The 25,061-nt window shown below is 63.3% G+C and carries 20 protein-coding genes and 1 pseudogene; 2 read left to right on the forward strand and 19 right to left on the reverse strand.

The genetic code is table 11. The features are described from left to right. Positions 1-46: 46 nt before the first annotated feature. The 5 genes from EH231_RS19055 to EH231_RS19075 all read right to left on the reverse strand — a co-directional run bounded on the left by EH231_RS19055 (position 47) and on the right by EH231_RS19075 (position 6,558). Positions 47-277 (reverse strand): MbtH family protein, encoded by a 231-nt coding sequence (locus EH231_RS19055; RefSeq protein WP_090430653.1) that lies wholly within the window; start codon positions 275-277, stop codon positions 47-49. Between the two features lie 1,228 nt (positions 278-1,505). After that, complete coding sequence (locus tag EH231_RS19060; protein WP_090430651.1) at positions 1,506-3,581, reverse strand: RecQ family ATP-dependent DNA helicase; 2,076 nt, start codon at positions 3,579-3,581, stop codon at positions 1,506-1,508. Positions 3,582-3,770: 189 nt separating this feature from the next. Beyond that, positions 3,771-4,823 (reverse strand): 4-hydroxy-2-oxovalerate aldolase, encoded by a 1,053-nt coding sequence (dmpG, locus tag EH231_RS19065; protein ID WP_090430649.1) that lies wholly within the window; start codon positions 4,821-4,823, stop codon positions 3,771-3,773. Then, positions 4,820-5,749 carry an acetaldehyde dehydrogenase (acetylating) gene (locus EH231_RS19070; protein WP_090430648.1) on the reverse strand — a complete coding sequence of 310 codons (930 nt, stop codon included), beginning with the start codon at positions 5,747-5,749 and terminating at the stop codon, positions 4,820-4,822. The genes dmpG and EH231_RS19070 overlap by 4 nt, the downstream gene beginning before the upstream one ends. Before the next feature lie 23 nt (positions 5,750-5,772). Next, the gene (locus EH231_RS19075) at positions 5,773-6,558 is read right to left on the reverse strand and encodes a 2-keto-4-pentenoate hydratase (protein WP_090430645.1); all 786 of its coding nucleotides are present in this window, start codon (positions 6,556-6,558) and stop codon (positions 5,773-5,775) included. 73 nt (positions 6,559-6,631) lie between these two features. On the opposite strand from EH231_RS19075, the gene kstD reads away from it, so the two are divergent. Further along, complete coding sequence (kstD, locus tag EH231_RS19080) at positions 6,632-8,341, forward strand: 3-oxosteroid 1-dehydrogenase (protein WP_090430886.1); 1,710 nt, start codon at positions 6,632-6,634, stop codon at positions 8,339-8,341. Continuing rightward, the gene (locus EH231_RS19085; RefSeq protein WP_090430643.1) at positions 8,342-9,202 is read left to right on the forward strand and encodes an enoyl-CoA hydratase ChsH3; all 861 of its coding nucleotides are present in this window, start codon (positions 8,342-8,344) and stop codon (positions 9,200-9,202) included. Positions 9,203-9,282: 80 nt separating this feature from the next. Here the strand turns inward: EH231_RS19085 and EH231_RS19090 are convergent, their stop codons facing one another. The 14 genes and pseudogenes from EH231_RS19090 to EH231_RS19150 all read right to left on the reverse strand — a co-directional run bounded on the left by EH231_RS19090 (position 9,283) and on the right by EH231_RS19150 (position 25,056). After that, positions 9,283-10,434 (reverse strand): FAD-dependent monooxygenase, encoded by a 1,152-nt coding sequence (locus tag EH231_RS19090; RefSeq protein ID WP_241177766.1) that lies wholly within the window; start codon positions 10,432-10,434, stop codon positions 9,283-9,285. Between the two features lie 244 nt (positions 10,435-10,678). After that, entirely contained in the window at positions 10,679-12,151 is a 1,473-nt protein-coding gene (locus EH231_RS19095; protein WP_124713073.1) for a glycoside hydrolase family 71 protein, read from the reverse strand. A 13-nt stretch (positions 12,152-12,164) separates the two neighbouring features. Next, on the reverse strand, positions 12,165-13,136 hold the full coding sequence (locus EH231_RS19100; RefSeq protein ID WP_241177767.1) for a hypothetical protein: 972 nt from the start codon (positions 13,134-13,136) through the stop codon (positions 12,165-12,167). Between the two features lie 39 nt (positions 13,137-13,175). Next, positions 13,176-13,445: pseudogene (locus EH231_RS34835) on the reverse strand (Wzz/FepE/Etk N-terminal domain-containing protein); the annotation flags it as partial. Positions 13,446-13,461: 16 nt separating this feature from the next. Next, the gene (locus EH231_RS19105) at positions 13,462-14,766 is read right to left on the reverse strand and encodes a YveK family protein (protein WP_124713075.1); all 1,305 of its coding nucleotides are present in this window, start codon (positions 14,764-14,766) and stop codon (positions 13,462-13,464) included. Further along, on the reverse strand, positions 14,763-15,494 hold the full coding sequence (locus tag EH231_RS19110) for an SGNH/GDSL hydrolase family protein (protein ID WP_164480951.1): 732 nt from the start codon (positions 15,492-15,494) through the stop codon (positions 14,763-14,765). The genes EH231_RS19105 and EH231_RS19110 overlap by 4 nt, the downstream gene beginning before the upstream one ends. Before the next feature lie 16 nt (positions 15,495-15,510). Beyond that, positions 15,511-18,387, reverse strand: a complete 2,877-nt coding sequence (locus EH231_RS19115; RefSeq protein ID WP_124713077.1) for an MATE family efflux transporter — start codon at positions 18,385-18,387, stop codon at positions 15,511-15,513. Continuing rightward, positions 18,363-19,133: a hypothetical protein gene (locus EH231_RS19120; RefSeq protein WP_124713078.1), complete on the reverse strand. Its 771-nt coding sequence runs from the start codon at positions 19,131-19,133 to the stop codon at positions 18,363-18,365. Before EH231_RS19120 ends, EH231_RS19115 begins: the two co-directional genes overlap by 25 nt. Then, positions 19,130-20,275, reverse strand: a complete 1,146-nt coding sequence (locus EH231_RS19125) for a glycosyltransferase (protein WP_124713079.1) — start codon at positions 20,273-20,275, stop codon at positions 19,130-19,132. Before EH231_RS19125 ends, EH231_RS19120 begins: the two co-directional genes overlap by 4 nt. Positions 20,276-20,453: 178 nt before the next feature. Next, on the reverse strand, positions 20,454-21,200 hold the full coding sequence (locus EH231_RS19130) for an LbetaH domain-containing protein (protein WP_124713080.1): 747 nt from the start codon (positions 21,198-21,200) through the stop codon (positions 20,454-20,456). Next, on the reverse strand, positions 21,197-22,165 hold the full coding sequence (locus tag EH231_RS19135) for a GDP-L-fucose synthase family protein (RefSeq protein WP_277425639.1): 969 nt from the start codon (positions 22,163-22,165) through the stop codon (positions 21,197-21,199). The genes EH231_RS19130 and EH231_RS19135 overlap by 4 nt, the downstream gene beginning before the upstream one ends. Before the next feature lie 16 nt (positions 22,166-22,181). After that, positions 22,182-22,748 (reverse strand): LbetaH domain-containing protein, encoded by a 567-nt coding sequence (locus EH231_RS19140; protein ID WP_124713081.1) that lies wholly within the window; start codon positions 22,746-22,748, stop codon positions 22,182-22,184. Positions 22,749-22,764: 16 nt separating this feature from the next. Further along, a complete protein-coding gene (gmd, locus tag EH231_RS19145; RefSeq protein WP_124713082.1) occupies positions 22,765-23,790 on the reverse strand; it encodes a GDP-mannose 4,6-dehydratase in 1,026 nt (341 codons plus the stop codon). A gap of 18 nt (positions 23,791-23,808) precedes the next feature. After that, complete coding sequence (locus EH231_RS19150) at positions 23,809-25,056, reverse strand: glycosyltransferase family 4 protein (protein ID WP_124713083.1); 1,248 nt, start codon at positions 25,054-25,056, stop codon at positions 23,809-23,811. Positions 25,057-25,061: the final 5 nt, after the last annotated feature.

Genomic DNA, 25,061 nt, shown 5'->3' on the forward strand with positions numbered 1-25,061 from the left:
ACTCTCCCACCGCGAGATGTAATGCGAGCCCCCCCGGCCCCCTTATTTACCGATCGGACCCCTGGCTCTGCGCTAATCGATCACGCAGGCTCTTCGGCCGGATATCCGGCCAGTTCTGCTCGATATAGTCCAGACACGCAGCGCGATCGGCTTCGCCGAACACCACCTTCCAGCCGGCCGGCACGTCCGCGAAAGTCGGCCACAGACTGTGTTGCTCCTCGTCATTGATCAAGACGAGAAAACGGCCATTTTCGTCGTCAAACGGGTTGATGCTCACCTGGTCCTCCCCACCGTCGAGTCGACCAGTAAAAATCGCTCAGGAATCCGATGCACGACACCCAGTCCCGCACCTTGTCCGCACGATGCCTGTTTCTTTGGCCCACTCCAGCTATGACGTGTCTAGTTGCAGAGCGCCAGCATATCCACATCTTCTTGACGGGGGTGCAGAAATTAGCGATCCAAGAATTATCTGTTGCTGCATCGAGGGTATTCACCTTCCCGATCGAGGACCCCGCAGATGTCGAGCAAATTCACTCCGCAATCGCGGCTACGACCTGACTGGCGTGCGCGACTCGCGACCTTTCAGCGGTTTCGGAAGAACGACTCGTCGCCCCTCGACGCCGACAACTACGGGTGAATGTCGCCCTCAAACTTCATCGCGCGCGACGACCGACGAGATCCATCGCCGAATTCTCCGCATGCGGGTGACGAGTAATCCACCGTTACGACGGGGACGGGGTGCGGCGAGCGGATCGGGTACACAGCGAGGTCAGCGTCGCCTCGCGGGCGCCCCAGAACCCTGGTCACAACGGCCCTTCAAACCGTGTACACAGGCGATTCCCAGCAGAAACACACGCCGACCGCGTCGTTCGAGTTCCGTCCGAGCGGCGGCAGGACCGAGCTCGTTCCCGGCAGCTCGTTTGACCCAGAACAGAGAAGAAGCGGCATCCGCACATCGATTCCATCCGGGCAACTCCCGGGATTGACAGCGATACGATGACCGCCGCCGATATCAAGAACACGCGTGTAGTTCTATCTAGCGAAGCTGAGCCCAATAGTGCCGGCACGCCGACAACGCCCCAGCCCCGGCTATGGGTGGCTCAACCCCCGGCGTCACGGTTTCAGCAAAATCAGAGCGAAACGACCGGGAACCGCTACTCGCGATGAATCGCGATCGGAACCGTGGAGCGACAGTTAGCCAGGCAATCCTTACCGTTTTATCAAGATCGTTTGTTTTCAAACTTTTCGATCGCAAAAACTAGCGAACAATTGGCACGGAATCCGCAGCACCGGACCGATGCCCACTTGATCTTCATCGCCGCTTCCCGAGCGACCGACGGCCGGCGTCTAACCCAGGCCAATTGGCGCGATAAGTGCACACACTTGCAGAAGCAGTAAACAACACTCTTTGCCTTGTGAAACAAACTCAGGGCTTAATTGCTGGCAGCGTCACTTTGCACCGGGTTTTCCACCACGCCGACCGAACCTCAGAAGTTCGCTCGCAGTCAGCTGACGCTCGCCAACACCAATGGCAAGACCTCGGCCACTCCGGCATCGCGCAGCAGCCGGGTGGCCATCGTCAAGGTCCATCCGGTGTCGGTCATGTCGTCGACCAACAACACCGGACCCTTCGAATCGAGTGGTGGCAGTTCCCAAGCGCCGTCCAGCGCGGCCACCCGATAGGCCGAATTCGCGGCCGTGACAGGCCGGTGCTGCGGGGCGTAGGGCAGGACGCCCAGATTCGTCAGCCGCCCGATCTGCGCCAGCCGCGCCACCGTCGAGGAGATCAACACCGGATGTGTCCGAGAGTCCAGGCCCATCACCGCAGCCGGCCTCTGATCCCAATCCCATGCCTTGAGCACCTCGATGGCCGCGCCGATGACGTCGTCGGGCACCTGGCCGTCAGGTTCGGCCAACAGGCGCCGTAGCCGCGATCCCCAGCCGAGATCGGTCAACCTGCCGATCGCCCGGCCCGGCGCGGCGCCCTCGGTGATTCGGCCGGACAGCGGCACACCCAGCGCCGCCAGCCCGGACGGCCACTGCTTGCGCGGGGCCACAAGGACACCTGGCCTGGCCAACCGCTGCGCGGTATCGGTGAGGATGTCCTGCGCCACCGCAGCCTGGTAGCGCCGACCGGTGCAGTTGTCGCATCGTCCACATCGCGCGCCAGGCACCAGCTCGGGATCGTCGAGCTGGCCGCGCAGGAACACCATCCGGCAGCCGTCCGTGGCCTGATAGTCGAGCATTGCCTGCTGCTCCCGGCGCCGCGCCTCGTCAAGTGCCCGGTAGCGGGCCTCGTCGTAGCTCCAGGGCATTCCGGTGCCGATCCAGCCGCCCTTCACCCGGCGGACCGCACCATCCACGTCGAGCACCTTGAGCACCATCTCGAGTCGGGACCGGTTGAGATCGACCAGCGGTTCCAGCGCCTGTGTGGACTGTGCACGGTCGGTGTCCAGTGCCCCGATGACGTGGCGCACCATGGGTTCGGATGGGAAGGCCACCGACGCGAAATACCTCCAGACGTCCTGGTCCTCGGTGCCGGGGAGCAGGATCACCTCGGCGCTGTCGGTCGCACGCCCGGCGCGGCCCACCTGCTGGTAATAGGCGATCGGGGACGATGGCGCCCCCAGATGCACGACGAACCCCAGGTCGGGTTTGTCGAAGCCCATCCCCAGCGCAGACGTCGCCACCAGTGCCTTGACCCGGTTGTCGAGCAGGTCGGCTTCGAGTTGTTCGCGTTCGGCGGTGTCGGTGGACCCGGTATAGGCCGCCACCTTGTGGCCACGCTCGGCAAGGAGTGCCGCCACGTCATGCGCCTGGGCCACCGTCAGGGTGTAGATGATGCCGGAGCCGGGCAGGGAATCCAGTTGCGCCGCAATCCAGGCGGCACGTTGCGCGGGAGTGCCCGCCTGCACCACCGACAGCCGTAACGATTCACGGTCCAGACCACCGCGCAGCACCAGGGTGTCCGACCCGCCGACTCCCAGTTGGGCCGCGACGTCAACGACCACCCGGTCGTTGGCGGTCGCGGTGGTGGCGAGAACCGGTATCTGCGAACCCAATTCGCCGATCAAGGTACGGATGCGGCGGTAGTCCGGCCGGAAGTCGTGTCCCCAGTCCGAAACGCAGTGCGCCTCGTCGACCACCACCAGGCCCGCATCAGCGGCCAGCGCCGGTAGGACGTTGTCGCGGAAGTCAGGATTGTTGAGCCGCTCGGGGCTGACGAGCAGCACATCGAGTTCCCCATCGGCGACCTGCTGGTGGATCGCGTCCCACTCGGTGACATTGCCGGAGTTGATCGTGGCGGCCCGCACCCCGGCGCGCTCGGCAGCGGCCACCTGGTTGCGCATCAGCGCCAGCAGCGGGGAGACGATCACCGTCGGCCCGCGACCGGAGGCGCGCAGCAGCTTGGCCGCGATGAAGTAGACCGCGGACTTGCCCCACCCGGTGCGTTGTACGACCAGCGCCCGGCGCCGCTCGACCACCAGGGCCTCGATGGCGGCCCACTGATCATCTCGCAGAACCGCCTCGGACCCGGCCAGTTGTTCGAGGATCGACTGAGCCTGCTCGCGGGTTGCCATGGCCCAATCATGCCGGGCTCGACTGACATCATTCACCACGCCAACGGCTCAATCGCCGAAACCGAAGGGGCACTAAGCAATCCGCTTAAAAATAAAACTGTGTCAACTGCTGCCAAACACCGGTGATCGGGATGGGCCAGATCCACGACTGGACCCAAGGTCCCATCCCGATCAACTCACAGTCGGTGGCTAGGCCTTGGCGGCCGCGGCTTCCTGCTCGCGCTTGATCTCCAGCGCGATGTCGATGAGCTGGTCTTCCTGACCACCGATCAGCTTCCGCTGGCCGACGCGGAGCAACAGCTCGTGGGCGGGCACCCCGTAGCGTTCACCCTGGCGCACTGCGTGCTTGAGGAAGCTGGAGTACACCCCCGCGTAGCCCATCACGAGCGCGTTCCGGTCCAGCAGGCACTCGGCCGGCATCGCCGGGGCGACGACCTCTTCGGCGGCATCGGCGATGTCGAAGAAGTCGATGCCGGTCTTGACGCCGATCTTGTCGAACACCCCGACCAGCGCCTCGACCGGCGCGTTGCCCGCACCCGCGCCGAAGCGACGGCACGAGCCATCGATCTGCTTGGCACCCGCGCGCACGGCTTCGACCGAGTTGGCCACGCCGAGGCCGAGGTTCTCGTGGCCATGAAAGCCAACCTGGGCATCCGATCCCAATTCGGCGACCAGGGCCGCCACCCGGTCGGCGACACCTTCGAGTACCAGGGCACCCGCGGAGTCCACGACATAGACGCACTGGCAGCCGGCGTCGGCCATGATGCGGGCCTGCTTGGCCAGCTTCTCCGGGCTGATGGTGTGGCTCATCATCAGGAACCCGACGGTCTCGAGGCCCAGTTCACGGGCGAGCCCGAAGTGCTGGATCGACACGTCGGCCTCGGTGCAGTGGGTGGCGATACGGCAGATCGAGCCACCGTTGCCCTGGGCTTCCTTGATGTCTTCCTTGGTGCCCACACCGGGCAGCATCAGGAAGGCGATCTTGGCTTCCTTGGCCGTCTCGGCGGCCAGCTTGATCAGCTCCTGCTCCGGGGTCTTGGAGAACCCGTAGTTGAAGCTCGACCCGCCCAGGCCGTCACCGTGGGTCACCTCGATGACGGGGACACCGGCGGCATCCAGGGCGGCGACGATCGCGCCGACCTCGTCCTTGGTGAACTGGTGCCGCTTGTGGTGTGACCCGTCGCGCAGCGACGTGTCCGTCATCCGGACGTCCCATGCGGGGTTGAAGAAAATGTCACTCATGCTTGAGCACCTCCAGTCACCGCGAGCGACTCTTTCGCGATTTCCTCGCCGACCTTGGTCGCGGCCGCGGTCATGATGTCCAGATTTCCAGCGTAAGGCGGCAGGTAGTCACCGGCACCCTCCACTTCCACGAACACCGTGACCAGGTGGTTTCCACCGTTGACCACGGACGGTTCGTCGAACTGCGGTTCGTTGAGCAGGCGGTAGCCCGGGACGTAGGTCTGCACCTCGGCGACCACATCCTTGATCGACTGCGTGATCGCGGCGTGGTCGGCGTCCTCGGGGATCGCGCAGAAGATGGTGTCGCGCATGATCATCGGCGGCTCGGCCGGGTTGAGGATGATGATCGCCTTGCCGTTGCGGGCCCCACCGATGTCGCGCACGCCGGCACTGGTGGTCTTGGTGAACTCGTCGATGTTGGCGCGGGTGCCCGGACCGGCCGAGGCCGACGACACCGACGCGACGATCTCGGCGTAAGGCACGCCTCCCTGTGCCTCGACGGCACGGCTCACCGCGTACACCATCGGGATGGTGGCCTGGCCACCGCAGGTGACCATGTTGACGTTCGGCGCATCGAGGTGCGCGCGCAGGTTGGCCGGCGGGATCACGCCGGGGCCGACGGCCGCCGGGGTCAGGTCGATGGCGCGGATGCCGGCCTCGGCATAGCGCGGGGCCGCATCGCGGTGCACGTAGGCGCTGGTCGCCTCGAACACCAGGTCCGGCTTCTCGCTCTGGGCGAGCAGCCAATCGACGCCCTCGTGCGAGGTCTCCAGGCCCAGCTTCCGGGCACGTGCCAGACCTTCGGACTGCGGATCGATACCGATCATCCAGCGCGGCTCGAGCCACTCCGACCGCAGCAACTTGTACAGCAGGTCGGTGCTGATGTTGCCCGACCCGACAATGGCAACTGATGCCTTTTCAGCCATATCGGCTCCCTATCCTCGAAACATCATTCGAAAGAAAGATGCACTGAACCTAGCCCGGCGAAGTCAGCGACGAAATCGCTGCCCGGAGGTGCATCTATCGCACGCGTGCACGAGCCCGGCAACACGATGTCACCGGCCTTCAGGCGCACCCCGAAGCTCTCCACCTTGCGGGCCAACCAGGCCACCGCGGTGACCGGATTTCCCAGCACCGCATCGCTGCGTCCCTCGGCCACGACCTTGCCGTGGTTGGTCAACACCGCGTCGATACTGCAGATGTCGATGTCCTTGGGCGAGACCCGCGCTTCCCCGAGCACCCACCCGGCGCTGGAGGCGTTGTCGGCGATGGTGTCGCACAACTTGATCTGCCAGTTGGTGATGCGGGTGTCGATCAGCTCGATCGCGGGAGCGAACGCGGCCGTCGCGGCGAGCACGTCTTCCTCGGTGCATCCGGCCCCGGGCAGATCGTCGGCCAGGATGAAGCCAACCTCGACCTCGACCCGCGGGTACAGGAAGTTCGACGACTTCACCGGGACGTTCTCGAACACCTCCATCTCATCGAGGAGATGGCCGTAGTCCGGCTCGTCGACGCCCATCATGTCCTGCATGGCCTTGCTGGACAGCCCGACCTTGTGGCCGATGATCCGTGCACCCTCGGCGACCCGCTGCCGGATGTTGATCAGCTGGATCTCGTAGGCATCCACCACATCGATGTCGGGGTTACCGTCGGTCAACGGGGTCATCGGAACCCGGCTGCGCTCGGCCTGGGCCAGGTCGGCGGCCAGCTGGGCACGCACCTCGTCGCTAAGCATTCTGGTGAATTCCCCTCACTTCTTTGACCGGGGCGGTTGTTGGATTGCCGGTCAATTCTATAACGTGTTCTACATGACTGGACAGGAGTACGACGTTGTCGTGGTCGGCAGCGGCGCTGCCGGCATGGTCGCCGCCCTCACCGCAGCCCACCAGGGCCTCTCGACAGTAGTCGTAGAGAAGGCGCCGCACTATGGAGGTTCCACTGCGCGGTCAGGTGGTGGGGTGTGGATCCCGAACAACGAGATTCTCAAGCGTGACGGGGTCAAGGACACCCCCGAGGCCGCCCGCACCTACCTGCACAAGATCATCGGCGACGTGGTGCCAGCGGAGAAGATCGACACCTATCTCGACCGCTCGCCGGAGATGCTGTCCTTTGTCCTGAAGAACTCCCCGCTGAAGCTGTGCTGGGTGCCCGGGTACTCCGACTACTACCCCGAGACGCCGGGCGGCAAGCCCACCGGTCGCTCGGTGGAGCCCAAGCCGTTCAACGCCAAGAAGCTGGGTGTTGACGAGAAGGGCCTGGAGCCGCCGTACGGCAAGGTGCCGATGAACATGGTGGTGATGCAGCAGGACTACGTCCGGCTCAACCAGCTCAAGCGTCATCCCCGCGGCGTGCTGCGCAGCATCAAGGTGGGTGTCCGCTCCGTGTGGGCCAACGCCACCGGCAAGAACCTGGTCGGCATGGGACGCGCACTGATCGCCCCGCTGCGCATCGGCCTGCAGCAGGCCGGCGTCCCGGTCCAGCTGAACACCGCGCTGACCGATCTCTACGTCGAGGACGGCGTCGTCCGCGGCATCTACGTTGTCGATCCCCGCGACAGTTCCGCTGAGCCGCGGCTGATCCGGGCGCGCCGCGGCGTGATCCTGGGCTCCGGCGGATTCGAGCACAACGAACAGATGCGGGTGAAGTACCAGCGCGCACCCATCACCACCGAGTGGACCGTGGGCGCGGTGGCCAACACCGGCGACGGCATCCTTGCCGCCGAAAAGCAGGGCGCCGCACTCGAATTCATGGAGGACTCGTGGTGGGGCCCGACGGTCCCGCTGACCGACTCGCCGTGGTTCGCCCTGTCCGAGCGCAACTCCCCCGGCTCGATCATCGTCAACATGGCCGGCAAGCGGTTCATGAACGAGTCGATGCCCTACGTCGAGGCCTGCCACCACATGTACGGCGGCGAATACGGCCAGGGCTCGGGCCCGGGCGAGAACATCCCGGCCTGGCTGATCTTCGACCAGCAGTACCGTGACCGCTTCATCTTCGCGGGTCTGCAGCCGGGACAACGTATTCCGAAGAAGTGGTTGGAATCAGGCGTCATCGTCAAGGCCGACACCCTCGAGGAGCTGGCCGCCAAGACCGGCCTGCCCGCCGACGCGTTCGCCGCGACCATCGACCGGTTCAACGGGTTCGCCCGTACCGGGGTGGACGAGGACTTCAAGCGCGGCGACAGCGCCTACGACCGCTACTACGGTGATCCGACCAACAAGCCCAACCCGAACCTCGGCGAGATCAAGCACGGCCCGTACTACGCGGCCAAGATGGTGCCGGGCGATCTGGGAACCAAGGGCGGCATCCGCACCGATCTGCAGGGACGCGCGCTGCGCGACGACAACTCGGTCATCGAGGGTCTCTATGCCGCGGGTAACGTCAGCTCACCGGTGATGGGTCACACCTATCCCGGCCCGGGCGGGACCATCGGACCGGCCATGACCTGGGGTTACCTCGCAGCACTTGATATCGCCGGAGCCGCCCCGGCGGCGACCTCGAACCTGGGGAAGAAGTAGATGCCCATCGATCTCGACAAGGCGCTCGGCGCCGAGCTGGAACCCATCGAGTTCTCCTGGACCAGCAGCGACATCCAGCTCTACCACCTGGGTCTCGGCGCGGGCGCCGACCCGATGGACGCGCGTGAGCTGAGCTATCTGGTCGACGACACCCCGCAGGTGCTGCCGACGTTCGGCAACGTCGCGGTCAGCTTCCACATGACCGAGCCGCCCAAGGTGCAGTTCCCCGGCATCGACATCGAGCTGTCCAAGGTGCTGCACGCCAGCGAGGCCGTGAGCGTGCCCGGTCCGATCCCGACCAGCGGAACCGCGAAGTCTGTGCAGCGCTTCACCGAGATCTGGGACAAGGGCAAGGCCGCCGTCATCGTCAGCGAATCCACGGTGACCGATGAATCCGGCAAGGTGTTGTGGACCACCAAGCGGTCGATCTTCGCCCGCGGCGAGGGCGGATTCGGCGGCGAGCGCGGACCCGCGACCTCGGCCGAATTGCCTGACCGCGCACCCGATATCGAGATCTCGTTGCCGACGCTGCCGCAGCAGGCGCTGCTGTACCGGCTGTGTGGCGACCGTAACCCCCTGCACTCCGACCCGGCCTTCGCCGCAGCAGCTGGCTTCGATCGACCGATCCTGCACGGGCTGTGCACCTACGGCATCGGCTGCAAGGCCATCGTCGACAACCTGCTCGACGGCGACGTCTCGCAGGTGGCGTCCTACGGTGCGCGGTTCGCCGGCGTGGTGTTCCCCGGCGAGACCCTGCAGGCCAACATCTGGAAGGAAGACGGCAAGTTCATCGGCGTGCTCACCGCACCGTCGCGGGACAACGCCGTCGTACTGTCGGGCGTGGAGCTCGTCCCGGCCTAGCCTTCTTTCTCCACCCGCTTTGTCACGCTGGAGTGGCTGTCGACATCGACAGCCACTCCAGCGTCGTTTTGGGGGCAATGTCACCCACCAGATCGGATAGCTTTGGGCCCCAACTGTTCCCGCAACTTGCGCAGCCCCGCCGATTCTTGTGTCAGTCGGTACAGTCGCTCCACCACTCGGTACAGCCGGCAATAGATCCGCGGCGGGAAGTGGGGCAACATCGGTGATCGGCGCGCCCGGAGCGCTACCGAGAACTCCGCCGGCCGCAATCGAATGTAACGCGGAAGGTCTTCGTACCACCGTGCACTATTTCGTGCCCAGCCCTGGTGAGGCACTATCGCGCGCAAGCGCTCGGTTTGGTACGCATCGAGCGCGGACACCAAATCCTGCTCCCCGCAGAGCTTCTCAGCGAGAGCAATGGCGTCCTCAAGCGCCAGGATCGTCCCCGATCCGATGCTGTAATGCGTGGTGTGAGCCGCATCCCCCATCAAGACGATGTTGCCGTGGTGCCATCGCTCGTTGGTGACCGTCGCAAAGTTCCCCCACACTGCCCCGGTGTGATTGGGCGCGGCGCTCAACAGCGGATAACCGTCCAGCTGCCGCGCGAAGATCCTGCTCAACAGCGCCGTGGCACCCTTCTCGTCCAGCGCGTCGAAGCCGAGCCCGGCCCAGGTCTCCGGTGAGCACTCGACGATGACGGTGCTGGTCTGCCCGTCAAAACCGTAGCCATAGAACCAGATCCAGCCGGCGTCGGTCTCGGTGAATGCGAAGTTGAACGCATCGAAAACCTTGCCTGTCCCCAGCCAGATGTACTTGTTCCTGCCCGTGACGACGTTGGTCCCGAAAGTACCGGAGTGGAGCTTCCTCAGCCGACTGTTGACGCCATCACACGCGACTATCAAATCGGCTTCAGGTAGTTGAGACGGGTCCGCCACATCGTGCTCGAACTGAATGTCAATTCCGAGTTCTGTTGCACGCCTGGCCAATATGTCGACCAGCGCCTGACGACTGATACTCAATCCGCTGTGCCCGAGGCTCTCCGTCCGAGTGCCTTCCAGGTCAACCAGGCTGCCGGACCAACGGAAGGAACTCTCCTGGATCTCGTCCGCCAGGCGCGGATCGATATCGACGAGCTTGTCCAGAAGTGGCTGCCAGTAGGTGATTCCCCAGCCGTACGTCGATCCTGCGGGATTGCGTTCCAGAACCGTGATCTCATGCGCCTGGTCACGCATCTTCATCAAGGTCGCGAACGACAATCCGGCAGGTCCCCCACCGACACACACGATCTTCACTTCGACCCTCCCCGCGAGGAATCCGGCGTTCTTGATGATCGCAACCGGACTGCACCGGCGGGAGGCATTTGCCAAAACCGCGTCAGCGTTGCTCGATCAGTTCGCGGGCAATGCCTGCGTAGGCAAGAAGATGCGCCCTCGGGTCGCTGGGGAACTTCCGGGCCAAGCCACCCTGCAAGGGGTGCTACCGCAAACCTCCCACCAATCGGTACTGCAGGTCCTGGACGAATGGCGGGTCCTCCACCGGGACATCTGTCTGCGCCGACGCCACCACGACGCCGGCACGGGTCATAGTCACCGTGAAAGATCCCGGACGCAACGGTGCCACACAGACTCCGCGGTCGGGGGCGGCGAAACATGTTGTCACTTGGTCGCCGGCAACGATGTCGATTCGGCCGGGAGCGGTGGCAAAACTCACTACCTCGATGGCATCCCGCGGTTCGGTGGTTTCGGCCACCGGACGCATCAGCAGGGTTTCGGGGTATGTCGGAAGAGCTGCGACCGGCTGGATACGGTAGGAGACGAAAACCGCATCGCGGGTGATCTTGGGCGGCTCACCCCATTTGAATCTGGCGATGTCGTACGCGTTGAGATCGAGCATTCGCCATCCGTGGGCGACCGATGGAGCCATCGCCGTCGATTCCGCGTAATCGTTCCAGGTGATCAGCTGAACCCATTCGGCCTCCCGCGCGATCGCCAGCTGCCACGCCATTCGATTGGTCGTCCCGTTCAACGATTCTTCGAAGGTACCGCTGCGTGGCCTGCTGTCCTGAAACGGAACGGACTGCATCCAGATCTTTCCAAGAGAATGTGCTTGGTTGATCAGATCCGCCGGCGAGCCGTGAGAGTGATCTGACAGGGACATTCCGCGAGGATTTCTGCCGCCCCAGGCGGAGAATCCGTAGGAGATCGAATTGTAGGCGGCGATCTTGTTCGAGGCGTCGACGAAAATGGGAACGAAGGCAATCTTGGTATGCAATTTCGCGGTCAGGGCTTCCAGCACTACCGCCCACCACTGCGGCGTTCGGAGCTCCGCGGCGAACGCGCTGAGCACCGGAGTGCCGTCTGCCAGCCGATATGCAGCAGGCGCGGCGAGATACGTGCCAATGTCTGCGACGAACTCCTCAACAGAAAGATAGGACAGCGGACCAGATATATCGGCAGTGATGAGAATGCCGAAGTTGGCAATCTGGGCGGCCGCCAAGAGATTGTCCACCACGTTAGATTGCGATCGCGGTTTGATGACGTCTATTGCGAATCCATCTATGCCCACCGATCTGGCTTGACCGATCTCGGTCGTGAAATCCGCGATCTGCCAATCCGCCTGATCGATGCGCTTGCGGGGCAGCGGCCGATCTCGGAGCAATCCGCCGTAACTGGCGTGAATGCCCCCTTCGCCTTCCTGGGAACGGTATTGGAGCTCGTAATAATCATTACTGCCGTCCACATTGTCAATTGATATGGGGAAGTTCGGTACGTAATGCGCGAATACTTTACGAGGCGCCGGGCCGGCGGGCAGGTCGAAAGGTAGGTACGCGGTGATGGCGTGCTCGGTGCGTGTCTCCTCCTCTTGAGGATTGGAATGGGGGGAATAGAGGCTGGCGGCGACCAATGCCATCACGAGCGCGACGACCGAGATGACCGACCGACGCGCCAACGCGACCCCGCCCCTACAGATAGCGGCCGTCCACCGTCGTGGAGACACGAGCGAAGTTGACGACCACCCCGAGGACCGGGGTGCCGATTACCCCCGTGCCGTCCGTGATCTCGGTCAGAGAACGCGTCGTCGCGCCGGCGTCGACCACCTCGACGACGACGTCGGCAGCACCGACCAGAACGTGGGCCTCAACGGATTCCGTGAAAGCTGGGCAATCGATGATGACGATGTCGGCACCGTCCTTCGCGGCATCCAGGCGGTAATCGAAGGCTTCAGCGGAGAGCACGGGCACCAGGCTGACCGTCCTGATCGTCACGGAACCGGCATACGCGTGCTGCGGCTCCGACACTTCGCTTTCCGGTCCGAACTGCATCTGGACGACGGATCTTCCGCGTTCGGCGAATGCTCGGCCGAGCGTTCGCGACACCGTACTGGCGCCGTCACCATGGCGGGGTGCAACCACCGCCAACACGGGCGGCTTGCTCAGGTCGGAAAGACGGTCCAGAACCGAATCGACGTTGACACTCAGGCGCAAGGCAGCTTGCCTGAAACTCTCGTCGGTATCGAAAACCGCTTCCGCGTCAGCATTCCGGGCCAACGCCTTGTTGCGCGCGAACTGGCCGATCACTGGGCTGCCGGTGATCGCCTCCACACCACGGCGTGACCGCACCTTGGTGTCAAAGCGTTCGAGGAGCCAGATCAGCGTCAGCGCCATCACCAGGGCACCGACCAACGCAGCAGCGATGATCTGCCACAACGGATATCCGGTCGGAACCGCGCTGGCCGGATTAGCCCGGGTCACCACCTGAACCAGCGGCGGGATATCTGGGTTGTTGTCGATGTACTCGATCTTCGCCACGTAGGAATCGAGCACGTCACCGTAGGCGTTGGCAATGTTTGCCGCCCGTTCTGGATTCGGATCGGTCACCGAAACCACCATCAGGACAGTATCTTTGATAGTCGATGCGGACACCTGGCTGACCAACTGCTGGGGGGTCAGCTTGAGTCCCAGCCGGTCGATGACACGCTGAGCGAGATCGTCGCTCTTGAACATCTTCGAGTACGTCAGAACACGTTGCCGCGAGAAGAGGTCGCCCTGGTATGCGCCGGCCGATGTCTTGACATCGGGTGCCCGCAGAAACAATTGGGTCGTAGCCGTGTATTCCTTGTGGGCGGTGACGTTGTAGGCGCTGACCCCGACCAACGCCACCACCAGGCAGACGGCGACGACCAACCAGTGTCGTCGCAATACGATCCACCATCGCTTCAAAAGTTCCATGGTCCTCCGGATCATCGATTCGTAATGCCGACTACAACCTGTCGACCAAGCTGTTGTGTGCAAATGCAGGCGTCGCCACGACGATCCGCCCGACGTACCGCCCCTGCCCCATCCTCAAAAGCCGCTCGGCTTCTCGCACTTCGGACCTCGATGTTCCCGGGGCTTCGGTTACCAGTACCGTCACGCTTTCCGGACCCGCCAGATCGATCGCGTCGACCGATTCCAGCACCGCCGGCACAACGACGAGGACGTCGTTGCAGACCACCAATTGATCCAGCACAGCACTCAGTGCGTCGCAACGCGCACGCGCGGCAGAGTCGTTCGAACGCCCGAACGGCAGCCACTCGAATCCCCCGACCTCGTCGAGCACGAGCGCATCGTCGAGCGCGGCCCGGCCCGCGGTCACATCCAGAAGCCCCGGTTGTCCCGCCGCACCGGTGTCCACCGACGAATCGGCAACGACAACGACCGGCTGCCGACTCCCGGTGGCGGACATGACTGCCGCGAGTCGCCGAGCGGCCACCATCACCGCCGGTGTGCCCCGGGGGGCGACGAAAAGCAAAGGTGCCCAGACATCTCCGCGCAGCCGGTTGATCTGGAGCTCGGCGAAACCCGCGTCCGCATCTACGAGATCACTGTCCGGTTCATCCGCCGACAGAATCCCGAGTACGTCGTCGTCACCTTCGGAGCCCACGAGCTCCGCAAGTGCCCTGCCTTCCCGCATCGACACGTAGGTCAAGCCGGTCAGGAACCCGAGGAGTAATCCCGATCCGACATACAGCGTCGTCCGCGGTGACACCGGACGAGTGGGAACAGCGGCGGTTTCCACCAACAGCGGCTGGATCGGCGACACCCGCGTGAAAGGCGGTCGCTCGACCTCCTTGACGGTATCGATCAGCTGCCGCGCCGTCTCGTCGGCGATCAGGGCTGCTGTTGTCGGAGACGGGTCGACCGCCTGTATCTCCATGATGACCGTATCCGGGATCACATGGGTGGACACCTTCCGGCTCAGATCCTGTGCCGAGATCCCCAGGCCCAGACGTTGGCTCACCGGCCCCGTGACGAACGGGGTTTCCACCAGCCGGCCATAGCTCGCCACCCGCTGCTGGGTGAACTCGTCGCCATAAGCCAGGACCGCACCGCCGATATTCGGATCCGCAATGGCTGTCGAATCGTTCCAGTAGGGCGCCACGATCATCACGCGGGCACGTGCCTGGTACTCCACCGGCATGAAAACGGTAATGGCGCTGGCGATGGCGCCGCCGAGCAACGCGCAGCACAGCAGCGTCAGAAAGTGACGTCGGGCAATCGCGAGCAAGGTGCCGATACTTTTCATTTCGCCAACCCCATGGCTCTCAGGTCATCGATTATCCGACTGACGTAATATTCGTTGCCTGCGGCATTCAAATGAACACCGTCTTTCCAGAACAACGGAGCGAGATCCTTCCCGCGATACCAGCCCTCGGCTACCGGATCCATGACATAGGCGTTTACTTCTTCGGCACTTCGCCTCATTGCGGCAGAAACTGCGTAATAGTTCGCCGCTTCCTCGGCCGAGACGTACGACGGCAGAATCACGATGATCTTCGCCTTAGGCCAGGCGGCATGCGCCCTTTTCATGTACTCATCGGCAGCGGGAATGACTTCGACGGGAGGAAGGCCGAGATCGTTGCGGCCACCGTCGATCAGAACGTAATCCGCGTTGTACAGCTGTTCATCCCGAGCAAGGCGGTCGATGAAAGGGACACCGCGCGCGTTGCGATCACCCGCGGCGTTGACAAATCCCGTACCGCCCTGGGCATCCACATTGAGATTCCAGCCGAGCCGATCGCCGAGAAGATATGGGTACGGGCGGAACGTGGGATCGCCAGTGCCGCCGGCGAAGGAATCACCGACAATCAGCAGTGTCGGCTTGTAGTCGAACATCGACCCGATCGAGGGCACTGCGGAGTCGGGCGCTTGCCCACGCATAGCTGCATCGTTGCGGTGCCACTGCACGTATCCGCCACCCACAATCAGTGCCACGAGAACGCTGCTGACCAGCACCAAAGTGGTGCGCGTCAAGCCGGCCGACCTCCCGCTAGACCCGAACATGGTTCTCCCTGGGCCGATCGGGCAGTTCGAAGACAAGGGGATCGTCCGGCGCACGGGCGAGACCGTGCGCCGGTTGTGGACCCGCCGAGGATCTTCGTAGGAATGCCGCGAAAAGCAGAATGAAGAACAGATACGAAGCTGCTTGCAGGAGCGATCCGCGCAACAGGATCATCATGTAGAACGGCAGGACACAACTGAGCAAAGCGGGCATTCCAACCGCATTGAACTGTCGCTCGATTCCCGTATCGATCCGATGCAGCCACCAACCCAGGCCGAACATGCCCAGGACCAGCAGAATCCAGCCGCCGTTCAAATAGAACTCCACCCACAGCGGCGCCGAGAGGTTCGTGAACGAGTAACCGCGCACATTTGCGATGAGAATGCCGGAATCGACGGGTTTGTCCTCCCAGAACTTTCTCGGGACAGCGAACAACAACATGCCCAGTAGTTGCCTGCCGGGGACGATTCCGTTCCGCTCGGCCACCAGAAATCCATTGACCAACTGCCCGAACGAATCGTAATCGGGTGATAACAATGCCTCAATCGGATTGGCCGCTTTGAAATCGGCTTGACTCCCGTATCGAAATGCGTCAGCCAGTGGAAAGACAACGAGGAGGCCCAGCAGGAAAGATGCCGCCATTATTCGGAATCTGGTTCTCGTCGCCGCCAGCCCCAAGGCCGTCGCCGCGCCCAAGATCGCCGTACCGGAGAGGTACCGGGCGTTCGATATCGGATTCACGCTGTTGGCCAGTAACGCCCCGATCAACAGGATCAGAACGAGATTCAGTCTCAGCGACCCTGCCGAGGCAGGGAATCCCCACCCGGTGGCGCGCTTCAACTCTCGGCGAAACCGAACCAGCGCAACGAAAGCCATCAGCAGAGCCATGTAAGAGCAGCCACGAACCATGGCACCCGGCGTGCCGGGTTGCCATATCGCGTCGTATACCGCGAACGCTGCGTCGCGACTCTTGAGGAACTGGATCCAGCCGACCTTCGACAGGTAATAGACGTTCAAGATGACGGCGAACGCCACCAACAACAGCAGGCGCGTGTGATCGATGGTGAACACACGCGACAGGTGTCTCGCCTGCCTGGCGAGTCCAGCCTTGCCGCGCAACATCATTGCGTTGTCCGTCACCGCGCCGAGCAGAAAGGCACAACAGCCTACGACCGCGATCAGGGACCCTACCCCGATCAGGCTCTGGTCAATTCGGGCAATGGTGGTGGGAAACGCGTCCATCCGAAGCTGGGCCAACGGCGCGAGGCCCAGGAACGCATAAGCGAAGGCCCAATACATCATCTCGAAGAGCCGACGTTCGCCGGTGCCGATCAACCAGGCGAATCGCATTCCGGCCAGGACGATCACCGGCAACGACCACAGCCACAGTCCGTTGTCCGGCACGCCCGTGTACCTGATGATCGCCACCGGTCCGAAGATGACCAGGATGGCGCCCACCCACAGGGTCAGGAGGCCGTTGGAAGCGGGTACGCGCGACGCCAGGCGTGCGGCCATGGTGTTACCCAGCTCAGGCCGGGCGACTGAATCCGCGGTGAGGGGCCGCACCTTCCGTTTCGGGTCGGCCAGTATGCGCAGGTGCGGCATTCGGGGAAGTACGTCGTCACCGGCCCACGGCCGGAACCACAGCACAGCCATCGTCGCGACGAAGGCCGTCGCGGCGACCATGCCGAGTGCCACACCGGATGCCGTGCGAAACGCGACCGCGGCTCCGAATGAGGTCACGAGCATCACCGCCACGTAGCCGACCTTCAACCCGAGCGCATCACGACTTCGGTTGAAGGTACGGAGATAGATGGCCACCGCGATCGCCCAGCCGCCGAGCGCGTACTCACAGGCGATGATCGGGACGATCTGTTGCGTCGCGGCGAATGTCTCACCGAGGAGGAACTCGCCCCACTTCAGTGGCAGGAAGTACAGGACCATTCCCAACGTGACGGCGGCCAGCGACAACGCTGCCGTGACCCGGACCAGGATTCGCCACACCTGCGTCGGGCGCATCGTGAGGCGTGCACCCTCGGATATCACGATCAGTGGCACTGCACTGGCCAGGATCGCCAGGGGCGCCAAGACCGCCATTGCGCCCCGAATCGCGGCAGTCACGGCCGGACTGAGCACCAGCATCACGAATAGCAGCACGGCGAACACGGTGACCTGTTCCAGTCCCGCCTCAGTGCCGTAGCGGAGGCGGTGTCTCCAACCGTCGGCCAGCCAATCGCCACAGCCCGCGAGCCTCGGGCGCACCCGGACCGTGACCAGCATGCCGAGCAGAGCTACGAGGGCAAGCAGACCCCAGGCGCACACCAGGGAAGTGGCGGTGATGTACGGCAGCCTGAGCCAGGTCCCCACCAGCAGAAGTGCCGAGCCGACGAACCACACGCCATCCCAGATCGCCGCGATGTACGAGCAGCCCTCAGCAATAGCGATGTAACGCAACACATCCTGGACGAGCACCACCGGGGTGGCCAGCAGCAGCAACACCGCCTGAGTGCGCACCGCCGGACCGGCGACAGCGACCATCGCGATTCCGACGACCGGCGCGATGACGAACGCGGTCGTGATCGCATATCCGCCTTCCCGGCGGACATCGGTAACGGATTTCGCCGAACTGAGGAGAAGCGGTGTACCCAAGGCACCGCGCAACACACCGATGGCGGCTGCCAGCAGCGTCATCACCAGGCCGACCCGACCGAAGTCGGCAACCGTGGTCACGACCGCGATCGCGTAGATGATCAGACCATTGCTCAGGCTGGAGAACGCCTGATCGATTCCGCCGGCCAGCGCCCGCGCCTTGCTGAACGTCGACGGCCGCGCCACGGCGGCTACTCCCCCGCCGCCGACGCCCATACCTTCTCCAAGGCAGGCAATGAATCGGTCAATCCGTGGTTGACGAACAGTTCGAAGTTTGCGTAACTCCCTTGCCATTCCGAGATCCGCGGATCCGAGATCGTCCGGTGCACGCCCTGCGGGAGATCCAGGGTGAGGTCGGAACCGTTGATGGTGAGCCGCGCCTCGTACGCGCTTGTGCCGTCTTCGGCCAATGTCTCCGGAAACTCGCCGGCCGCGATGACATCCAATGGGTCTCCGGCAGAATGCGACACGCTGACGTTCCAGTTCACCGGCGTCAACACGAAGTGCACCGGCAGCGGCCGGATCATCGGCGGGAACTCGGAGTTGACGCCGCGGGACACCACCAACGCCAAGGCTCCCTTGGTGCCGCCACTCGGCCGGAATACGAATCGTGCGCCCATGGACCGCACCGGCGCTCCCAGATCCGGGGTGCTGAAGAACCCTGCCGCGTTCTCCTCCCCTGCGGGCTGATAGGTGAGCCGCCCGTCGAGGATCCGGGGCTGCGCGCCAGGGTCCCCCGGGGTACCGATGACGCGCGCCGGCTCACCACCGTCGAACCGCTCGGGCGCGGGCCCGTTGGGCCTGTCCGCGAAGGTGGCTTCCACGCTGATCCCTTGTGCGGCAACAGCAGTTCGCCCTCGAACAAATCCCCACCACAGCGCGCCGGTCACCACAGCGGCGAGCACCGCTGCCAATGCAACCTGTAGGCCCGGCCAAAGAGAGCCGTGGGTCCGTTTGCTCATCTCATCCTTCGCACCATGATCGATCCGTACACGTCTTCGAGTCTCTGGCGCACTGACGCCATGCCATACGTCTCGCGTACCGCCGCCTGCCCGGCCGCACCCTGTGTTCGCGCGGTCACGGGATCGTCCAGCAAGCGCGCGATCGCAATTGCGTAGTCGTGCGGGGTGCCCGCGACAACCGCACCGCAACCGCTCCGTTCCACGAAGCCGGCGAGCCCCCCGTCCGCGTTGGTCACCACCGGCACCGATTCGGCGAGAGCTTCGATGATGGACATTCCGAACGGTTCACGCACGGCAGGAAGCACATACACCGACGCCGCCCGCATCCGTTCGGCCGCATACCCTGGAGCCACAGCAGGTTCCCGACGCAGGCGTGATTCGCTGAAGCCATCCGCGCGTGCTTCAGCGATGATCCGGTCGACCTCCGCTTCAGCCCCTTCCGGCGGACCCACGAGAGCGAACTGCGCATCGATACCCTTGCGCAGCAGTTCGAGTGCCGCAGCGGCGAAAACCTCGGGACGCTTCCGACTGTGAAGGCGCGCGAGGAACAGCACCTCGGGGGGCTGAGTCCGCCGGTCCGAGAAAGCTTCTGCTGTCACCGGGACACCATTTGCGAGCGGTTCGAGCCGCAGCCCCGGACCGCCGATGATGCTCAGTTCAGTGCGTTCCTCCTCATTCAGGTAGAAGACGGCGCCGGCCGATCCGAGCAGTTTCTTCGTCCACAGTGCATCAATGGGTGCGGCGAGCGGGTGCGTACCGGTGACGATCATCCCGTGCGTCTGCACCGCGACTGGCAGCCCGAGTTGCAGTGCGGCCCGGGCGGCCGGGATGGTCACCAGATCGCGCGCCAGGTGCACGTGCACCACATCGAAGCCGGATCCGTGTCGCTTGAGCCAGCGGACCATCGCGGGTGCCCAGGTCGCGGCGTAGCCGACCCGCGGTAGCACTCGCCGAGCCGGAAACAGCCGGACCGGTGTGCCGTCGATCTGTTGAGGTGGAACAGAATAGCCGTGCGCTCCGGCCAACAAGGTCGGCTCATGGCCTGCTTCCAGCAGGGCGGCACACTGATTGAGCGCGACCCGGGCCGGACCGCCATATGCCCCGTCGGGCGACATCAGCGTGAGCACCTGCAAGACCTTCATAGGACGACCGTCTCCACCAGGTCCGTCCCGCCATCGCCGCGGTCACAATCGAGGATCATGGGAGGAAGGACAGAAGGCAGGGCACACCGATCGCGCATGTCGCGAAAGGCCCTGCGGGCCTGGAGGATCACGATCGTGATCCTCGACTGCGCGAAGTCAACCATCGCCCGCCCCATCGCTATTGCTGCATTGTTGAAGTACGACTTTGCCGGGACCCGCAGGCTAGGCCGTTCGAGTTTGCGCCGCGAGGAAGGTCGATCCTCAGCTCCGTCGTAGCGCTCGTCTTCCGCTCGAACCAACTCTCATCATCCGCCGGATTGGTCCTGATGAACTGAGCAGGAGAGCCTCCGTAAATGCCCGGGGCCGGATTGAGCTCCCTGCTCCTGATCAGCATCGAGTTCGCAATCAGCAGCGAATGAGGCGGAAGGACAGCGCCTTTCAACACCAAGCAGTTGGTCAGGACAGCGCAACGCTCGCCTATGACGACCTGCCCTGCCGACTGGATGTTGAGGACGATGTCGATTTCGTGGCTCAGAATGGTCGTCCGCTGACCCGCGACAGCGGACATGTCGCCGATCCGGACTGTCCCCGAGCAGTCGACATTGTGCCGACTGGTGATGGCTGCGCCGTCGCCCATGATCAGGCTTCCAACATCCGGGTGCAATTCCTGATACGCGGGGTGCGCAGAAATCATGTTGAACGAACCCATCGTGGCCCCATCACCCATCTTCAGCAATCGCAAGGAGCGGAAGACGTTCAGCGCGGCAATCGTTGTGCCTCTTCCGATGACGGCACGACCGACGTTCAATGCCAACACTGGACCGATGCTGGCGGACGGGGAAACATCGTGGCCGAACATGCGCAGCAGTTTGTTCTTCAGCGCACTGCTGGGCAGCAGCCAAACCAGCAATTCGAGCTTCTTCACGGTGATCTCCTCGCCCCACCGTCACCGGCTTGCGACTCGGAGAACCACACGTACATCTTCTTCAGCCCGGCTTCGATCGTGAGGGTGGGACGCCAACCCAGACTCCTCAGTTTGCCGTTGTCCATGATCTTGCGCGGAGTCCCGTCCGGCCGGGACGCATCGAAGGTCACCTCACCCTCGAAACCCACCACACATTTCATCAGCAGGGCAAGATCTCGAATGGAGATCTCCTGTCCGGAACCGACATTGATGATCCCCCCGTCGTCGTAGTCCCGCAGCAAGAAGACGCATGCGTCGGCGAGGTCATCGGCATCAATCAATTCCCGCAACGGTGCCCCGGTTCCCCACACGACGACTTCCGGCAGGTTCGCCAACTTGGCTTCGTGGAATCGACGCATCAGCCCGGCAACCACATGTGAATACTCCGGATGGAAGTTGTCGCCCACCCCGTACACGTTCGACGGCATCACTGCGAATGCGTTGAAACCGTGCTGTTTTGCATACGCATCGCACATCGCGATACCTGCGATCTTCGCAATCGCGTAGGGCATGTTGGTCTCTTCCAGCGGACCCGAGAGAAGCGCATCCTCTACGATCGGCTGCTCGGCGTACTTGGGATAGATGCAGCTCGACCCCAGGAACATGAACTTTCGTGTTCCGTACCGATACGCAGCGTCGATGACATTGGTCTGAATCTTGAGATTCTCACGGATGAAGTCAGCACCGTAGGTCGAGTTGGCAATGATTCCACCAACTTTCGCAGCTGCTAGCACCACATATTGGGGTCTCTGCAAGGCGAAGAACCCCTCCACCGCCGTCGCGTCGTCGAGGGGAAGCTCCTGATGCGTGCGAGTCAGGACATTTCGGTAGCCCGCGTCGCGCAGTCGGCGCGCAATCGCGGAGCCGACCATGCCGCGGTGGCCGGCGACGTAGATCAGGGAATCAGAATGCATGCGTATCTCCATGTGAGGATCGTGGGGATCACCGGACGTGTGGCTGAGCTGCCAGCACTGTGGCACCGGCGGGAACGTCACCGGCCACCACCGCCGTTGCCCCGACCGTCGCGCCGTCTCCGATGTGAACACCCCGCAGCACAGTCGCTCGCGCAGCGACCCATACCGAATCCCCGATGACAACCGGAGCGTTGTCGAATTCGAAAGTGGCACTGTGTCGGTCGTGGCTCCCGGTGCACAGGAGCGCCCCCTGCGATATGCAGGTGTTCGATCCGATCTGCAATCGTTCGAGGTTCAGGATCCAGACCTCCTCGCCGATCCAGGAATTGCGTCCGACCGCCAATTTCCACGGCCAATGGATCTTCACCTGGTGCCGAACAATCACTCCGGCAGCGATTCTCGCTCCGAACAACCGGAGCACTGTGATGCGAACTGCGTTCGGGCACCACCACTTCATCAACAATCCGCGCGACATCAGCCACAGGAGCTGAATCGCCACTCCGCGGCCGCGACTGTATCCACTTCCGGTGAAGCCGTCGAGGGAGAAGCGGTTACCGGCGTTCGCATGTGACTGGATGGGCCTTGTGGTCGTCATGTTCGGGCTCGCTCCGCTATTCCCAGCCGGCCAACACGGGTTTGTCCACCCATGGAGTGCCTGCACACCGGAGAGCCGCGATATCCGCGTCCACCATGATCGCGGCTAGTTCGGGCGTGTAGACCTCCGCCTTCCAATCGAGCAGTCGGGCAACCTTGGAGGAATCTCCGACAAGCGCGTCGACCTCAGCGGGACGCACGTAGTTCTCGTCGAATCTCACATAGTCCGGCCAGTTCAGCCCCGCTCGTTCGAATGCGATTCGGACGAACTCCCGCACGGTGTTCCCCTGGCCGGTGGCAAGTACATAGTCATCCGGCTCGTCGGCTTGGAGCATCCGCCACATTCCTTCCACGAACTCGGGCGCATATCCCCAGTCACGCACCGCGTCGAGATTGCCCAGAAACAGTTCGTGTTGCATGCCTGCCTTGATCCGGGCCACGGCGCGGGTGATCTTCCGGGTCACAAAGGTCTCACCGCGCCGAGGAGACTCGTGATTGAACAGGATCCCGTTGACCGCGAACATCCCGTAGGCTTCCCGGTAATTCTTTGTGACCCAATACGAGTACACCTTCGCGGCGCCGTAGGGAGACCTCGGATAGAACGGGGTGGCTTCACTTTGCGGCGGTGGGGAGGCGCCGAACATCTCAGAACTCGACGCTTGGTAGTACCGGCACGACAGTCCGGCTTGCCGCACCGCCTCAAGTAGGCGGACAGAACCAACACCCGTGACACTTCCGGTGTGTTCCGGCTCATCGAACGACACCCGCACGTGAGATTGCGCCGCAAGGTTGTAGACCTCGTCGGGATTGATCTTGCTCATCAGCATCGACAGTCTGGCACCGTCGGACATGTCACCGTAGTGCAGGAACAACCGGGCATCGGGGCTGTGTGGATCCTGGTAGATGTGCTCGACACGGACCGTGTTGAACGTCGATGCCCGCCTGATCAGGCCGTGAACTTCATAGCCCTTGGCCAACAGCAACTCGGCCAGATACGAGCCGTCCTGCCCGGTGATCCCGGTAATCAGTGCCACTCTGTCCATCAGCACAATCCCACTCCCTCAACTCTTCTGCGCCGCCAACACGCTCTTGATCCACTGGTCGAACTTGTCTATCGACGCCTTCTCGCTGAGTTCAGCCGCCGCGTACTCGACACCGTTGGCCCCCAACTTCATCCGTAGATCGGCGTCTCCGCCGAGTGATGCGGCAGCATCGACGAGCAGCGACGGATCCCCTCCTTGGACCACAATTCCGGCTTTTGAGTCCAAGATCTCCTGTGCTGCATTGCTTTCCGGGCCAATGGATGCCAGTACAGGTGTCCCGCTCTGGAAGTAAGAGGTGAGCTTGCTCGGTATCGACATCTCGGCCACCCCGGGTCTCTCGTTCACCAGCAGGATGTCGGCGGCCTTCAAAGCCGCCGCGAAATCTCCTTGCGGGAGCGGGTCCCGGATCTCCAAGCGGGTCATCTGACCTGCCATCGCTTCGAGCGTGCTTCGCTGATTTCCGTCGCCCATGAGAACGAAGCGCAGGTTCAGTTGATCTTTCTCTGCGATCTGAGCGGCGCGGACGACGTTCTCGAGACCCTGTTTGACACCCATGTTCCCGGCATGCAGCACCACCGTTTCGTGGTCTGCCCAACCCAGGCGCCCACGGCTCACAGTTCGGTCGCTTGTGTCAGACGACCGAACGTGGGTCCAGTTTCTGATCGTTGTGATCTTGACCGGATCTACCTGCGCTGCCTGCACGATCTGATCCCGGAACCGGTTGTGTGCCACCACGATGGCATCGGCCTCTTGCATCACCCAGCTCTCCAGCCGACCGACAAGCCCGGCCGCGGCGGATCCCCGATTCTGAGTTTCACTCAGACCGACGGCGTAGAGATCCTGAACCCAGACACCGAATGCGGGACGGTGCCGGACGGATGCACGACGTCTCAGACATTGGGCCGCAGTCGAGATCAGTGCCGGTGTTGTGCAGATGACCACGTCTGGCCGGTTCCACCGTGATGCCGCGGCGCGCGCGCCGAAGGTTGCCTCCATGAGAAGGCGGCGAACGTTCGACGCCCTTGCCGGAACCGAATGTCGTACCCGCTTCAGGGAGACGCCATCCACCATCTCGCTCGATGTCCACTTCCAGCGATATTCCTCCGGCAACCTCCACTCGGGATAGTGGGGCATTCCGGTTACGACATTGACCCGGTAACCCCTGCTCGCCAGGCCACGACACAGTCCTGTCGTATATGGCGCAATGCCAAAGGGTTCCGGAGAATAGTTGATCCCCAGGACCGTGACAGCTATCTGATCGCCCATGACAA

The sequence above is a fragment of the Mycolicibacterium nivoides genome (genome assembly GCF_003855255.1).
GTDB classification, from domain to species: domain Bacteria; phylum Actinomycetota; class Actinomycetes; order Mycobacteriales; family Mycobacteriaceae; genus Mycobacterium; species Mycobacterium nivoides.